At 65.8% G+C, this 14,123-nt stretch carries 15 protein-coding genes; all 15 read left to right on the top strand.

The genetic code is table 11. The features are described 5' to 3' along the window. Positions 1-15: 15 nt before the first annotated feature. Positions 16-423, top strand: a complete 408-nt coding sequence (locus tag FN976_RS10165; RefSeq protein WP_145893162.1) for a 2Fe-2S iron-sulfur cluster-binding protein — start codon at positions 16-18, stop codon at positions 421-423. Next, complete coding sequence (locus tag FN976_RS10160) at positions 420-1,364, top strand: catechol 2,3-dioxygenase (RefSeq protein ID WP_145892901.1); 945 nt, start codon at positions 420-422, stop codon at positions 1,362-1,364. The genes FN976_RS10165 and FN976_RS10160 overlap by 4 nt, the downstream gene beginning before the upstream one ends. A gap of 7 nt (positions 1,365-1,371) precedes the next feature. Further along, complete coding sequence (dmpE, locus tag FN976_RS10155; protein ID WP_145892900.1) at positions 1,372-2,154, top strand: 2-oxopent-4-enoate hydratase; 783 nt, start codon at positions 1,372-1,374, stop codon at positions 2,152-2,154. 18 nt (positions 2,155-2,172) lie between these two features. Then, the gene (locus FN976_RS10150; RefSeq protein WP_145892899.1) at positions 2,173-3,084 is read left to right on the top strand and encodes an acetaldehyde dehydrogenase (acetylating); all 912 of its coding nucleotides are present in this window, start codon (positions 2,173-2,175) and stop codon (positions 3,082-3,084) included. A gap of 26 nt (positions 3,085-3,110) precedes the next feature. Further along, positions 3,111-4,154, top strand: coding sequence for a 4-hydroxy-2-oxovalerate aldolase (gene dmpG / locus FN976_RS10145; protein WP_145892898.1), 1,044 nt, complete (start codon positions 3,111-3,113; stop codon positions 4,152-4,154). A gap of 11 nt (positions 4,155-4,165) precedes the next feature. After that, positions 4,166-4,954: a 2-oxo-3-hexenedioate decarboxylase gene (gene dmpH, locus FN976_RS10140; protein ID WP_145892897.1), complete on the top strand. Its 789-nt coding sequence runs from the start codon at positions 4,166-4,168 to the stop codon at positions 4,952-4,954. A gap of 123 nt (positions 4,955-5,077) precedes the next feature. Then, complete coding sequence (locus FN976_RS10135; RefSeq protein WP_222432796.1) at positions 5,078-6,334, top strand: aromatic ring-hydroxylating oxygenase subunit alpha; 1,257 nt, start codon at positions 5,078-5,080, stop codon at positions 6,332-6,334. An 82-nt stretch (positions 6,335-6,416) separates the two neighbouring features. Then, positions 6,417-6,950, top strand: a complete 534-nt coding sequence (locus FN976_RS10130) for an aromatic-ring-hydroxylating dioxygenase subunit beta (protein WP_145892895.1) — start codon at positions 6,417-6,419, stop codon at positions 6,948-6,950. Beyond that, the gene (locus tag FN976_RS10125; protein WP_222432795.1) at positions 6,950-8,149 is read left to right on the top strand and encodes a thiolase family protein; all 1,200 of its coding nucleotides are present in this window, start codon (positions 6,950-6,952) and stop codon (positions 8,147-8,149) included. The genes FN976_RS10130 and FN976_RS10125 overlap by 1 nt, the downstream gene beginning before the upstream one ends. A 24-nt stretch (positions 8,150-8,173) precedes the next feature. Continuing rightward, complete coding sequence (locus FN976_RS10120) at positions 8,174-8,572, top strand: Zn-ribbon domain-containing OB-fold protein (RefSeq protein ID WP_145892894.1); 399 nt, start codon at positions 8,174-8,176, stop codon at positions 8,570-8,572. A gap of 18 nt (positions 8,573-8,590) precedes the next feature. Continuing rightward, the gene (locus FN976_RS10115; RefSeq protein WP_145892893.1) at positions 8,591-10,171 is read left to right on the top strand and encodes a class I adenylate-forming enzyme family protein; all 1,581 of its coding nucleotides are present in this window, start codon (positions 8,591-8,593) and stop codon (positions 10,169-10,171) included. 32 nt (positions 10,172-10,203) lie between these two features. Continuing rightward, positions 10,204-11,373 (top strand): ABC transporter substrate-binding protein, encoded by a 1,170-nt coding sequence (locus FN976_RS10110; protein WP_186510810.1) that lies wholly within the window; start codon positions 10,204-10,206, stop codon positions 11,371-11,373. Positions 11,374-11,381: 8 nt separating this feature from the next. Continuing rightward, complete coding sequence (locus tag FN976_RS10105; protein ID WP_145893160.1) at positions 11,382-12,257, top strand: branched-chain amino acid ABC transporter permease; 876 nt, start codon at positions 11,382-11,384, stop codon at positions 12,255-12,257. Further along, positions 12,258-13,268: a branched-chain amino acid ABC transporter permease gene (locus tag FN976_RS10100; RefSeq protein ID WP_145892891.1), complete on the top strand. Its 1,011-nt coding sequence runs from the start codon at positions 12,258-12,260 to the stop codon at positions 13,266-13,268. It abuts the gene before it with no gap. Next, on the top strand, positions 13,265-14,074 hold the full coding sequence (locus FN976_RS10095; protein WP_145892890.1) for an ABC transporter ATP-binding protein: 810 nt from the start codon (positions 13,265-13,267) through the stop codon (positions 14,072-14,074). Before FN976_RS10100 ends, FN976_RS10095 begins: the two co-directional genes overlap by 4 nt. The last annotated feature ends 49 nt before the right edge of the window (positions 14,075-14,123 follow it).

Genomic DNA, 14,123 nt, shown 5'->3' with positions numbered 1-14,123 from the left:
GACCGGACTCAAGCCATGTCCAGTGCTGCGGCGTCCGTCACTGCATGCCGGCATCTCGTTCGTCTCAGGCAGACCGGGGAGTCGTACGACTGCACCGAATCGGAGACGCTGCTGCAGGGCATGGTGAGGCTTGGCCGCAAGGGCATTCCCGTTGGCTGCGTGAATGGGGGCTGTGGCGTCTGCAAGATCAGCGTATGCGTGGGTAGCGTGCGCAAGGTGGGTGCGATGAGCCGCGCGCATGTGTCGGCCGAGGAAGAGGCGCGCGGAGTCTGCCTGGCCTGCCGGGTGTCACCGCTCCAGTGCGTCGAGGTCGAGGTGGTGGGCAAGCTGAAGAAGGCGCTCGGCTTTCAGTGGGGTGCCGGCGCTTCGTTCCGAAGCGGCCCGGCGGACGAAACGAATCAATCTCAAGGAGACATGAAATGAACGTGATGAGAATCGGGCATGTCAGCATCAAGGTGATGGACCTGGCCGCCGCCGTGAAGCACTACGAGAACGTGCTTGGCATGAAGAAGACGATGGAAGACAAGCACGGCAACGTGTACCTGAAGTGCTGGGACGAGTGGGACAAGTACTCCGTGATACTGACACCGTCCGACCAGGCGGGCTTCAATCATGTGGCCTACAAGGTCAAGAGCGATGCCGACCTGGATGTCCTGAAGATAAAGGTCGAGGCCAGCGGCATCAAGACCAAGGTGTTGCGCGAAGGCACGCTGCCCTCGACCGGCCGAATGCTGCAGTTCACGCTGCCCAGCGGCCACGACATGCGGCTGTATGCGATGAAGGAATGCGTGGGCACCGAAGTCGGCTCCGTGAACCCGGACCCCTGGCCTGATGGCCTCAAGGGGGCCGGCGCGCACTGGCTCGACCACGTTCTGCTGATGTGCCCGTTCGACCCGGGTCAAGGCATCAACAAGGTGGCCGAGAACACCAAGTTCTTCATTGACGTTCTCGGCTTCTTCCAGACCGAGCAGATCACCGTGGGGCCGGAGGGTGCGTTCCAGCTGGCCTCGTTCGTCTCGTGCTCGAGCAAGCCCCACGACATCGCGTTTGTCGGCGGCCCGACCCCGGGCCTGCACCACATCTCGTTCTTCCTCGACTCCTGGCACGACATTCTCAAAGCCGGCGACGTGATGGCGAAGAACAAGGTCCGCATTGACATTGCGCCCACACGCCACGGCATCACCCGTGGCGAAACGATCTACTTCTTTGATCCCAGCGGCAACCGCAACGAGACCTTCGCTGGCCTGGGCTACCAGGCCCAGCCGGACCGGCCCGTGACCACGTGGACCGAGGACGAGGTGGGGCGCGGAATCTTCTATCACACCGGCGTGCTGCCGGGCTCGTTCACCGAGGTCTACACCTGAGCTGCAGATGGACCAGCCACTCATCGAAGCCCTCGGCGACGAGCTCTACGCCGCCTTGCGCGGCTGCAGTGTCGTCGAGCCGCTGACGAACCGGCACGCCGACATCACCATCGCCGACGCCTACCTCGTCCAGCAGCGCATGCTGGCGCGGCGCCTGGAGGCCGGTGAGCGCGTGGTCGGCAAGAAGATCGGCGTGACCAGCGCGGCGGTGATGAACATGCTGGGCGTGTTCCAGCCCGACTTCGGCTACATGCTCGACGGCATGATCGTGGCGCAGGGCGAATCGATCGCGATGTCCACGCTGATCCAGCCCAAGGCCGAAGGCGAGATCGCGTTCATCCTCAAGCGCAGCCTGATGGGCCCGGGGCTGAGCAACGCCGACGTGCTGGCGGCCACCGAATGCGTGATGCCGTGCTTCGAGATCGTCGACTCGCGCATTCGCGACTGGAAGATCAAGATCCAGGACACGGTGGCTGACAACGCGTCCTGCGGCGTGTTCGTCCTCGGCGACAACGCCGTCGACCCGCGCCGCATCGACCTGTCGACCTGCGGCATGGTGCTCGAGAAGAACGGCGAGATCATCGCCACCGGCGCCGGCGCCGCGGCGCTCGGGTCGCCGGTCAACGCGGTGGTGTGGCTGGCCAACACGCTGGGCCGCCTGGGCATTTCGCTCAAAGCCGGCGAAGTCATTCTGTCGGGTGCGCTGGCCGCGATGTTCCCGGCCAAGGCCGGCGACAACTTCCGCGTCACGATCGGCGGCCTCGGCGGCTGCTCGGTTCGCTTCCATTGATACCGAGAGTACCCTGCCATGAAGAAGATCAAGTGCGCCCTGATCGGGCCCGGCAACATCGGCACCGACCTGCTGGCCAAGCTGCAGCGCAGCGCGGTTCTGGAGCCGGTGTGGATGGTCGGCATCGACCCCACCTCCGACGGCCTGAAGCGGGCCCGCGAGATGGGCATCAAGACCACTGCCGAGGGCGTCGACGGCCTGCTGCCGCACGTCAAGGCCGACAGCGTGCAAATCGCCTTCGACGCCACCAGCGCCTACGTGCATGCCGAGAACTCACGCAAGCTCAATGCGCTCGGGGTGATGATGATCGACCTGACGCCGGCCGCGATCGGCCCGTTCTGCGTGCCACCGGTGAACCTCGAGGAGCATGTCGGCAAGCGCGAGATGAATGTCAACATGGTCACCTGCGGCGGGCAGGCGACGATCCCGATGGTCGCCGCGGTGAGCCGCGTGCAGGGGGTCGCCTACGGCGAGATCGTCGCCACCGTGTCGAGCCGCTCGGCCGGCCCTGGCACGCGCAGGAACATCGACGAATTCACCCGCACCACGGCGGGCGCGATCGAGAAGGTCGGCGGCGCGAAAAAGGGCAAGGCCATCATCATCATTAACCCGGCAGAGCCGCCGCTGATCATGCGCGATACGGTGCACTGCCTGACCGAGGGCGAGCCTGACCAGCCCAAGATCACCGCGTCGATCCACGCGATGATCAAGGAGGTGCAGAAGTACGTGCCCGGCTACAAGCTCGTCAACGGTCCGGTATTCGACGGCAAGCGTGTCTCGATCTTCCTCGAAGTCGAGGGCCTGGGCGACTACCTGCCGAAGTACGCCGGCAACCTCGACATCATGACCGCGGCGGCCGCCCGCACCGCCGAGATGTTTGCCCAGGCAATGCTGGCCGGCAAGCTCACGCTCGAAGCCGTGGCCGCCTGAACCGCCACATCCAAGGAGAACACGGCATGACGCTCAAAGGCAAGAAGATCACGGTGCACGACATGACGTTGCGCGATGGCATGCATCCCAAGCGCCACCAGATGACGCTGGCGCAGATGAAGAGCATCGCCTGCGGCCTGGACGCCGCGGGCGTGCCGCTGATCGAAGTGACGCACGGCGACGGACTGGGCGGATCCTCCGTCAACTACGGCTTTCCCGCGCATACCGACGAGGCCTACCTGGGCACCGTGATTCCGCTTATGAAGCAAGCCAAGGTCAGCGCGCTGCTGATCCCCGGCATCGGAACCGTCGATCACCTGCGCATGGCCAAGGACCTGGGCGTGCACACCATCCGTGTGGCCACCCATTCCACCGAAGCTGATGTCTCCGAGCAGCACATCACGATGGCGCGCAAGCTGGAGATGGACACCGTCGGGTTTTTGATGATGGCGCACATGAACAGCCCCGAAGGGCTGGTCAAGCAAGCCATGCTGATGGAAGGCTACGGCGCCAACTGCATCTACGTCACCGACTCGGCCGGCTACATGCTGCCCGACGACGTCAAGTCGCGCCTGGCTGCGGTGCGCGAAGCGCTCAAGCCGGAGACCGAACTGGGCTTTCACGGCCACCACAACCTGGCGATGGGGATTGCCAACTCGCTCGCCGCCGTGGAGTGCGGCGCGAACCGCATAGACGCGGCCGCCGCCGGGCTCGGCGCCGGTGCCGGCAATACGCCGATGGAGGTGTTCGTCGCGGTGTGCGACCGCATGGGCATCGCCACCGGCGTCGACGTGTTCAAGATCCAGGACGTGGCCGAAGACCTGGTGGTGCCGATCATGGACCACGTCATCCGCATCGACCGCGACTCGCTGACGCTGGGTTATGCCGGCGTCTACTCTAGCTTTCTGCTGTTCGCCAAGCGCGCCGGCCAGAAGTACGGCATACCGGCCCGCGACCTGCTCGTCGAACTAGGGCGGCGCGGCATGGTCGGGGGCCAGGAAGACATGATCGAGGACACAGCGATGACGATGGCCCGCGAGCGCGCAGGTGCCGGACGCCTGGCGGCCTGAGGGGACGGGCAATGCAACTCGACCCCGACACCATCGCCGGCCTGGCCGAGCACCTCGAACGCTGCCAGCTCGAGGCGCGCGACACGCCCAAGATCACCGACGAACACCCCGGCATGGACTGGGAAGACGCCTACGCAGTCCAGGACGCGATCCTGAAGCGCAAGATCGGGCGCGGCGCGCGCGTCGTCGGCTACAAGGCCGGGCTTACGGCCCACGCCAAGATGAAGCAGATGGGCGTCAGCGAGCCGGTGTTCGGTTTCCTGGTCGACGAGTTCACCGTGCCCGAGGGCGGCGCGGTCAAGGTCAGCGAGCTGATCCACCCGAAGGTCGAGCCCGAGATCTGCTTCGTCACCAAGACGGTGCTCAAGGGCCCGGGCTGCCACATCGGCATGGTGCTGGCAGCCTGCGACTTCGTGCTGCCCGGCATCGAGGTCATCGACAGCCGCTACCGCGACTTCAAGTTCGACGCCAGGAGCGTGATCGCCGACAACACCTCGGCATCGCGCTTCGTGGTCGGCGGGCGCATCGCCAGCGCGCAGGATCTGGACCTGCGCACGCTGGGCATCGTGCTTGAGAAGAACGGCGTGCCGGTGGCCTTCGGTGCCGGCGCGGCGGTGGTCGGTCACCCGGCCGCGGCGGTCGCGATGCTGATCAACCACCTGGCCACGCGCGACCAGGGACTGCCGGCCGGCAGCCTGGTGTTGTCGGGTGGCATCACCGAGGCGGTGGCGGTGCAGGCGGGCGACAGCATCACACTGAAAGTGCAGCATTTGGGCAGCGTCGGTATTCGATTCGTCTGACGAAGGAAGCCCTCAGGATTTCGGGCGGAGGATGCCGGGTTTGGCACGGGTCTCTCGACTATTAACCTAACTAACGTTTGCCACTTGACTAGGAGAATCATGACATCTCAAACCATCAACTTCGTGCGCAAACCGGTCGACATCGCTGCCTTGATCGAGGACGAGCGAGTCCACGGCAGCCTGTACACCGACGAAGCCGTCTTCGAACTCGAGATGACGAAGATCTTCTACGGAGGCTGGGTCTTCGTCGGGCACGACTCCGAAGTGCCGGAAGTCGGCGAATACGTTCGGCGCACTATCGGGCGCGAAGAGGTGCTGATGGTGCGCCAGCGCGACGCCTCGGTGGCAGTGCTGGTGAATCGCTGCGCGCATCGCGGCAACATGCTCTGCGTGGCCAAGCACGGCAAGGAGAAGTACTTCACCTGCGCTTACCACGGCTGGGTCTACGATCTGGCGGGCAATCTGAAGGACGTACCCTACCCGGGTGGCTTCGCAAAGGAGAAGTCGGAGCTTGGCATGAAGGTGCTTCACACCGAACAGTACCGGGGCTTCGTGTTCGCGACTTTCAATGCGGCGACACCACCGCTGATCGATCACCTCGGGCGCGCCAAGATCCTGATCGACCGCGCCTGTGACATGTCGCCGACCGGCCGCATCAAGCTCACCGCGGGCTGGACCAAGCAGCGCTTCGAATCAAACTGGAAGATGCTGCCGGAGAACGACACCGATGGCTACCACGTCAATGACGTTCACAGTTCGTTCGCGCAGGTGATCAACTCGCAGTACGACTCTGCGGTCATCGCAGGCGAGGATACACTTTTGTCCGAAACCAAGGCCTGGGGCAATGGCCACACCGAGCTCTACTTCTCGCCGACTTACACCCAGAATCTGACCTGGCTCAATACCTCGGCTGACCGCTTTCCCGAATATCAGGCCATGATGAAGCAGGCCCATGGCGACGAGAAGGGCGGGCGCATTCTGCGCGATGGCCCGCCGCACGCGGCGATCTTCCCGAACCTGTTTCTCGGCGAGATGAACATCGTGTTCTTTGAGCCGATCAGCGCGCACGAGTGCGTGCACTGGCACACCCCGATGCTGCTCGATGGCGCGCCCGACGAGGTCAACCAGCGGATCATCCGCAACTCCGAAGCGGCGATGGGCCCTTCGGCCTTCCTTCTTGCCGACGACAGCGTGATCTCCGAGCGACAGCAGATGGCGCTGCGCGACCGTGCCGGCTGGATGGACCTGTCGCGCGGCCTGAACCGCGAGCACGTCGATGCGATGGGCGTGACTGTCGGTCACGTGACCGACGAGTGCACCAATCGCGGCTTGTGGCAGCACTACAAGAAGATCATGACGGCGCCGTCATCGTCCGCCTGAGCGCAGGCGGCGTTGACCGACCTCGCTCGAACAGGGTCACGTCCCGACAATTCGCCCGCCAAGTCGGGCACAAGGAGAATTGATGACATCCACCACGGATGCCGTGCGCACCGTCAAGCCGGACGCCATCGGAGCGGACGAGTACCGCGAGATCTGCGACTTCCTGTACATGGAGGCGCGCCTGGCCGACGAGTCGCGCTACCTCGAATGGGAAGCTCTCGTCGATGAGGACATGATGTACTGGGTGCCGCGCGGCGAGGGCGACTACGACATGAACAAGCATGTCTCGATCACCGCCGACAACCGCTCGCGGCTGCGCACGCGCATTGCACAACTTGCCACCGGCAAGCGCCACTCGCAGCTGCCGGTATCGCGCCTTCGACGCGTGGTGAGCAACATCGAAATTTCGCGTCACGAGGCAGGCGGCTGGCGCGTGCTGTCGAACTTCGTGCTCTACGAACTGCGGCGCTCCTCGACCGGCAAGATCGAGGTCTGGCCCGGCCGGGTCGAGCACCATCTGCGTCGCAAGCCGGACGGCGCGCTCGCCATGTTCTTCAAGAAGGTGATGCTGATCCACGGCGACGAGGCCGTGCCGAGCCTGGCGTTCATCATCTGATGCGTGCCATGGTCACCGCCGCGACCAAGAAGCCCCGTGCCCGTGCCGCAATCATTGGCCTGGGCTTCAGCGCGATGTCGCGCCAGCCGATCGGCACGATCCGTGAACTGGCGGCGACCGCGATCGCGGCGGCTGCCGCCGATGCCGGCTTGCGCCTGAAAGACATCGACGGCCTGCTGCTCAACAAGAGCCCGACCGCGGCCACCGACGAACTGCCGCTGCGCCTGCACAACGATCTCGGGATGCGCGACCTGGCGCTGCTGGCGGCGATGGACTCCGAAGGCTGCACCGCCGTGCAGATGGTGCAATACGCCGCGCTCGCGGTCGAGGCCGGACTGGCCAAGTCGGTGGTCTGCGTCTTCGCCGACACGCCGCTGAAAGGCAAGGGCGGCGGAGATACCTTCGCGATGGCGATGCCGCTGTCGGGCATCGAGAGCTGGGAGGCGCGGCAGGGCTTCTTCGGTGCCAGCGCCGGCTATGCGCTGGCGGCGCGCCGCCACATGGCGCTGTTCGGCACCACGCACGAGCAATTCGGTGCTTACGCCATCGCCTGCCGCCAGTGGGCGGCGCTGAACCCGCAGGCCTTCCTGCGCAAGCCGATGACGATGGCCGACTACCTGGCTTCGCCCTTCGTCGTCGAGCCGTTCCGGGTGTTCGACTGCTGCTTCCCGGTGAACGGCGCGATCGCGCTGGTCGTGACCTCGGTAGAGCGCGCGGCGGATGCGCCCCTGCCCGCCACCTACATCCACGGCATGGGCCAGGGCCACCGCGGCCGTTCGGGCCTGCGCGGCGACGAGGCCGAGGTCGACACCGGCGCCACGCAGGCCGGCAGGACCGCCTACCGCAGCGCCGGTGTCTCAGCACGCGATGTCACGCAGGCACAGTTCTACGACGCCTTCTCCTACGTGGGCTTGCTGAGTCTGGAAGGCTACGGCCTGTGCCGGCGTGGCGCGGGCGGCGCTTTCGTCGCGCGCGGCCACACCGCGCCCGGGGGCAAGTTGCCGGTTAACACGGGCGGGGGGCATCTGTCTGGCTTCTACCTGCAGGGCGTGACGCCGCTGTCCGAAGCGGTGATCCAGTCGCGCGGCGCAGGCGGCGAACGCCAGGTCGACAACGAGCTGATCCTGGTCAGCGGCAACGGCGGCTGCCTGGACTACCACGCCTGCCTGCTGGTCAGCCCGAAGAAGCGCCTGAACTGACCGTCAAGGTCAAAGGAGATCCCCATGGATCAGGTTTTCATGCATCGCTACGAGGGCGAGTTCCTCGCCGGGATCGCGGCCAAGCAGTTGCGCATTGCGGTCGACCGCCGCAGTGGCGCCGCGCTCGGGTATCACGAGCGGGCATGGTGTGCGCGCGATGACGCCAACGTGGCCTGGAAGCGTGCCAGCGGCCGCGCCGTGCTGTTGTCGTATACGGTCACGCGCCGACCGTATTCGCCCGACTTCCCTGTGCCTTTGGTGCACGGGCTGGTCGAGCTCGAGGAGGGGCCTCAGCTCGTCTGCCGCATCGTCGGAACGGCGCCCGAGGCGGTGACCGCCGGCATGGCGCTGAAGGCGAGCTACGACGACAAGGGCCTGTTATTCCGGCGCGCACGCAACGCGGCCCGCGCCACACACGCCTGAGCGAAGGAGACGAACACGATGCTGCCCAGAGACATGATCAGGCGTTGCGGACGCAACTACCCTGACAAGAACGCCTACCTGTGCGGCGAGCGCAGTGCCACCTGGCAACAGATGGACCGGCGGTCGGACCGATTCGGCGTGGCGCTGCAGAAGCTCGGGCACCGCAGCGGCGATGCCGTCGCGCTCCTGACCTTTGAGACGATCGAGGTCTACGAGCACTTCTTCGCGTGCATGAAGATCGGCGCGCCGCGGGTCGGACTGAACACGCAGTATCCGTGGCCCGAAATGGTCCACGTGCTCAAGGACAGCGAGACGCGCTACCTCCTTGTGCACGCGCGCTGCAGGCAGCTGGTGGCCGACCACTTGGCCGAGATTGCGACGCTCGGCATCACGCTCATCGGATACGGCCCCGGGCATGGCATGCCGCTCGACTACGAGCAACTGCTGGCCGATGCGGACGGCGAGCCTGCCTGGCCTGCTCTGACAGGCGACGACCTGCTGCTCATCAGCTACACCTCGGGTACCACCGGCGTGCCCAAGGGCGTGATGCTGACGCAGGAAGGCGGTGCCAACTGCATCCTTCACTCGTTGATCTCGTTCGGCTTCGCACGCGACGATGTCTGGTACGTGCCGGCGTCGTCGGCCTGGGTCGTCGTGATGATGGGCGTGTTCGGACTCGGCAACGCGATGACGGTGGCGATTCCCGACGGCGGATTCCAGATCCAGAACTTTCTGCAAGAGGTCGGGCGCTTCAAGGTCACGGTCGGCCTGCTCGTGCCGACGATGCTGCAGCGTGCGATCGCGGAAGTTCAGAGCAACCCGGTCTACGACCTGTCGTCACTGCGCCTCATGGTGTACGGCTCGTCGCCGGCCACGCCGAAGCTGATCCGCGACGCGAAGGCAAGCTTCAAGGTCGCGCTGATCCAGACCTATGCGATGACCGAAGCGACAGGCGGCTGGATCAGCTACCTCACCAACGCCGATCACGACAAGGCGCTGCGCGACGAGCCGGGGCTGCTCAAGTCGGTCGGCAAGATCGGCGTGCACTACGACTGCTCGATCCGTGATGAGCAGGGCCAGTCCCTGCCGGTCGGCGAGGCCGGTGAGATCTGGCTGCGTGGCAACACCCTGATGAAGGGCTACCGCAACCTGTCAAAGGCCACCGCCGACGCCCTCACCGAGGGCTGGCTGCGCACCAATGACATCGGTCGGCTTGACGAGCGCGGCTACCTGTACCTGATGGACCGCCAGAAGTTCATGATCATCACCGGCGCCGTCAACGTCTTCCCGACCTCGGTCGAGGCGGTGCTGGTCGAGCACCCGGCGGTCGAGGAGGTCGCGGTCGTCGGCGTGCCGCACCCGGAGTGGGGCGAGGCCGTCGTGGCCGTCGTCGTGCGCCGGGCCTCCCACGCCACGGCGACGGCGGCCGACATCGCCGGCTTTTGCGACGGCCGCCTGAGCCGTCCTGAGACACCCAAGCACGTCGTTTTTGTGGCAGCACTCCCGAAAACCACGAACGCGAAGGTGAAGAAGAACGAGCTGAAGAAATGGCTCAGCAACGAGCCGGGGCTGGTGCCCTGGAGCACAACCATCGAATGACGCCCGATCATTCCTCCAACCACGAGACATCCATGACGAAGCTTTTGAAGAATTTCAGCTACCTGGCCGCCGCCGGCGCGTTGGCAGTTGCCGCTGTCCTGAGCAGCCATCAGGCGCTCGCCCAAGGCAAGCCGCCGCTGAAGATCGGCGCCTACCTGTCGGTCACCGGACCGGCCGCCTACCTCGGCTCGGGCGCGATGAAGACGCTGGAGATGGTTGTCGACTCGATCAACGCGGCCGGCGGCATCGATGGCCGCAAGCTCGAACTGGTGCGCTACGACGACGAATCCGACCCTGCACGTGCCAACACGCTGGTCAAGCGGATGCTCGACAACGACGGTGTGCAAGTGCTGATCGGCGGCTCAACCACCGGCACGACGATGTCGGCCGCGCCGCTGGTCGAGCGTGCCGGCGTGCCGATGCTGTCGCTGGCCGGCGGCACGGTGATCATCGACCCGGTCAAGAAGTTCGTCTTCAAGATGAACCAGACCGACGCGATGGCGATCACGCGGCTTTACGAGCACATGCTCAAGAACAAGATCACGACCATCGGCGTGCTCGCAGGAACCGACGCCTTCGGCAGGGCCTGCCTGGGCGCCGCGCAGAAGCTCGCGCCAGAGAAAGGCGTGAAGATCGCGCGCGACGAGTCCTTCAACGTGAAGGACACAGACATGACCGCGCAGCTCACCAACCTGCGTCAGGCCCCGGGTGTGCAGGCGATCCTGAACTGCGGCTTCGGCGAACCGGCGGTGATCCTGACCAAGAACTACAGGCAACTGGGGATCACGTTGCCGCACTACGGCACGCACGCACTCGCGTCCGACACCTTCGTCAAGCTGGCCGGTGCGGCGGCCGAAGACATGGTGATGACCAACGGGCCGATCCTGGTCTGGGACCAGTTGCCCGCCAACGACCCGCTGCAGGGCGTGGTGCAGGCCTATGTGAAGTCCTACCAGACCAAGTACGGCGAAGCGCCGTCGTACTTCGCAGGCAATGCGCACGACGCGATGCTGGCGATACGCGAAGCCGTGCAGCGCGCCGGCAGCGTCGAACCCGGCAAGCTGCGCGACGCACTCGAGGCGAGTTCGTTCAAGGGCGTGACCGGGCCGTTCCAGATGAGCGCGACCGACCACGTCGGTCTGAGCGCCGCATCACTGCGCATCGTGCAGGTCAAGAACGGGCGCTGGAAACTGGTCGAGTGACCAGCTCGATGGACGCTGCACTCATCCAGTTCCTGTCCTCGGGCCTGACCGAGGGTGCCCGATATGCGCTGGTGGCGCTGGGATTCACGCTGATCTTCAACGCCAGCGGGGCGCTCAACTTTTCCCAGGGGGAATCCGTCATGCTCGGCGGCATGACGACCGCAGTGTTGCTGCAGGCTCAATTGCCGCTGAGCATTGCGATGCTGTTGGCTGTGGCGGTGGTGCTTTGCGTGTCGCTGCTGCTGCAGTTCCTTTTCACCCACACGCTGCGGCGTTCCGGCGTGCTGCAGGTGATCATCCTGACGGTCTCCTTCGGCATCATGCTGCGCGGGTTGGCACACGTCCTGTGGGGCACGCAGACGCGCTCGATCCCGCCATTCAGCGGCGGCGATCCGATCCGCATCGGCGGCGCCAGCATCTTGCCGCAGGCTGTCTGGGTGATCGGCGTCACGGCGGTCGCGCTCGCGGCGCTGGCCTGGTTCTTCCGTGGCAGCCGGATCGGGCGCGGCTTCGTCGCCGCATCGCTCGACCCGGTCACCGCGCAGCTTGTCGGCATCGACGTCAAGCGCGTGCTGCTGCTCGCGTTCGCGCTGTCCGGCCTGCTTGGCGCGGTCGGCGGCATCGTCACCGCGCCGATCACCTACACCTACTACGACGTCGGCGTGATGGTGGGTCTGAAGGCGATCATCGCCGCCATCATCGGCGGCATGGGCAGCCCGCTGGGCGCTGTGCTCGGCGGTTTCGCGATCGGCCTGGGCGAAGCGATGACCGCAGGCTACATCTCGTCGGCCTATAAGGACGCGGTGCCGTTCGTGATGATCGTGCTGCTGTTCATGGTCAAGCCCAACGGACTGTTCGGCAAGCCTAGGGTGGAGCGTGTCTGAATGACTCCCAACGCATCGTCGACCGCTGTAGCTGGCTTGCCGGTGGTGCCGCCGGTGGCGCGCCGCCCAAGGCGCCGCGCCTTGGTGCTGGCGGCCGTGCTCGTGCTCGCCGCGTTGCTGCCGGTGCTCGTGCCGAACCCGTTTTATCTGGCTGTGGCCAATCTGGTGCTGATCAACGCCGCGGTCGCGGTGTCGCTGACCTTGTTGATCGGTACCACCGGGCAGCTGAGCCTGGGGCACGCGGCGTTCTTCGCCACTGGAGCCTACCTGTCGGCTCATCTGTCGGCCGCACGTGGCTGGTCGGTGCTGCTGGCGCTGCCGTGTGCTGTGCTCGGCAGCACGCTATTGGCCTGGGCAGTGGGCCGCCTGTTCCTGAAGCTCTCGGGCTACTACCTCGCGGTCGCCACGCTGGGCATCGGCCTGCTGCTGGGCATCGTGCTGCGAAACGAGCAACAGTTCAGCGGTGGCCCGGATGGCATGTCGGTCGGCCCGCTCGAGATCGGTCGCCATGTGCTGAGTGGCGACGCGGCCTGGTACTGGTTGCTGCTCGTGGTGCTGGCACTCGTGGTCGGCGGGGCGCTGAACCTGATGCGCTCGCCGGCCGGGCGCGCGCTGCGTGCGCTGCATGACGCCGAGATCGCGGCCACGACGATGGGAGTGGACGTGCGCAGCTACAAGGTGCGGATCTTCGTGCTGTCGGGCGCGATCGCCGGACTGATGGGCGCGCTCTACGCCCACTACGCGGGTTTCATCACACCGGCTTCGGCATCGTTCGTGCATTCGGTGCAGTTCCTGATGATGGCCGTGATCGGCGGCATCGGCTCGATCGGCGGTGCGGTCCTGGGCGCGGCCATCGTGACCCTGCTGCCCAATCTTCTGGCGGGCGCGGCCGAGTACGAGACCCTGGTGGTGGGTGGCGGGCTGTTCGCCGCCGTGCTGTTCATGCCGCGCGGCATCGTACCGACACTGCGGGATCGCTGGCGCGCACGCCGCGCCGGAGCGCGCGCATGAGCAGCCCCGGACCGAACTTACCGGCGAAGACCACCGCCGGGGCCGCCGAGATCGTGCGCGTCGAAGCCGTGTCCAAGGATTTCGGCGGGCCGAAGGTGCTCGAGGAAGTGACGTTCTCGCTGACGCGCGGCCATGTGCATTCCTTGATCGGGCCCAATGGTGCCGGCAAGACCACGCTGTTGAACATCGTCAGTTGCCTGTACCGTCCAAGCTCGGGAAGGGTGCTCATCGACGGGCGTGACCTGGCGACTCTGGCGCCGCACGAACTGGCGGTTCTGGGCGTGGCGCGCACGTTCCAGAACCTGAAGATCTGCCGCAACATGACCATGCTGGAGAACGTGTTGCTCGGCGCCCACGTCGGCCTTCAGGGCGGGCTGTGGGTCGGCATCTTCCGGCCTGCTTCGGTGGTGCGGCGCGACAGCGAGCTGGGCGAGCGCGCGCGCAGGCTGATCGCGATGGTCGGGCTGGATGTCACGCCCGAGACGATGCCCGATGCCCTGTCGTACGGCGCGCTCAAGCGCCTCGAACTGGCCCGCGCGCTGATGAACGAGCCGGCGCTGCTGCTGCTCGACGAACCGGCGGCCGGCCTGAATCCCAGCGAGAAGCTGGAGATGGGGCGGCTCATCGGGCGGCTGGCGGAGCAGCGCATCACGGTCGTGCTGATCGAGCACGACATGAAGCTGGTGATGGGCGTGTCCGACCATGTCGTGGTCCTGAACTACGGCCGCCGCATCGCCGAAGGCACACCGCATGCGGTGGCGCGCGATCCGGATGTGATCGCCGCCTACCTTGGCACCCGCCTCTGAGAGCAAGTTGATGCCCGCTACCGCTGCCCTTTCGCCTTCCGCCGGACAG

The organism is Caenimonas sedimenti, assembly GCF_007833165.1.
Taxonomy (GTDB): domain Bacteria; phylum Pseudomonadota; class Gammaproteobacteria; order Burkholderiales; family Burkholderiaceae_C; genus Ramlibacter; species Ramlibacter sedimenti.
This window is presented reverse-complemented; position numbering and strand designations above follow the sequence as displayed.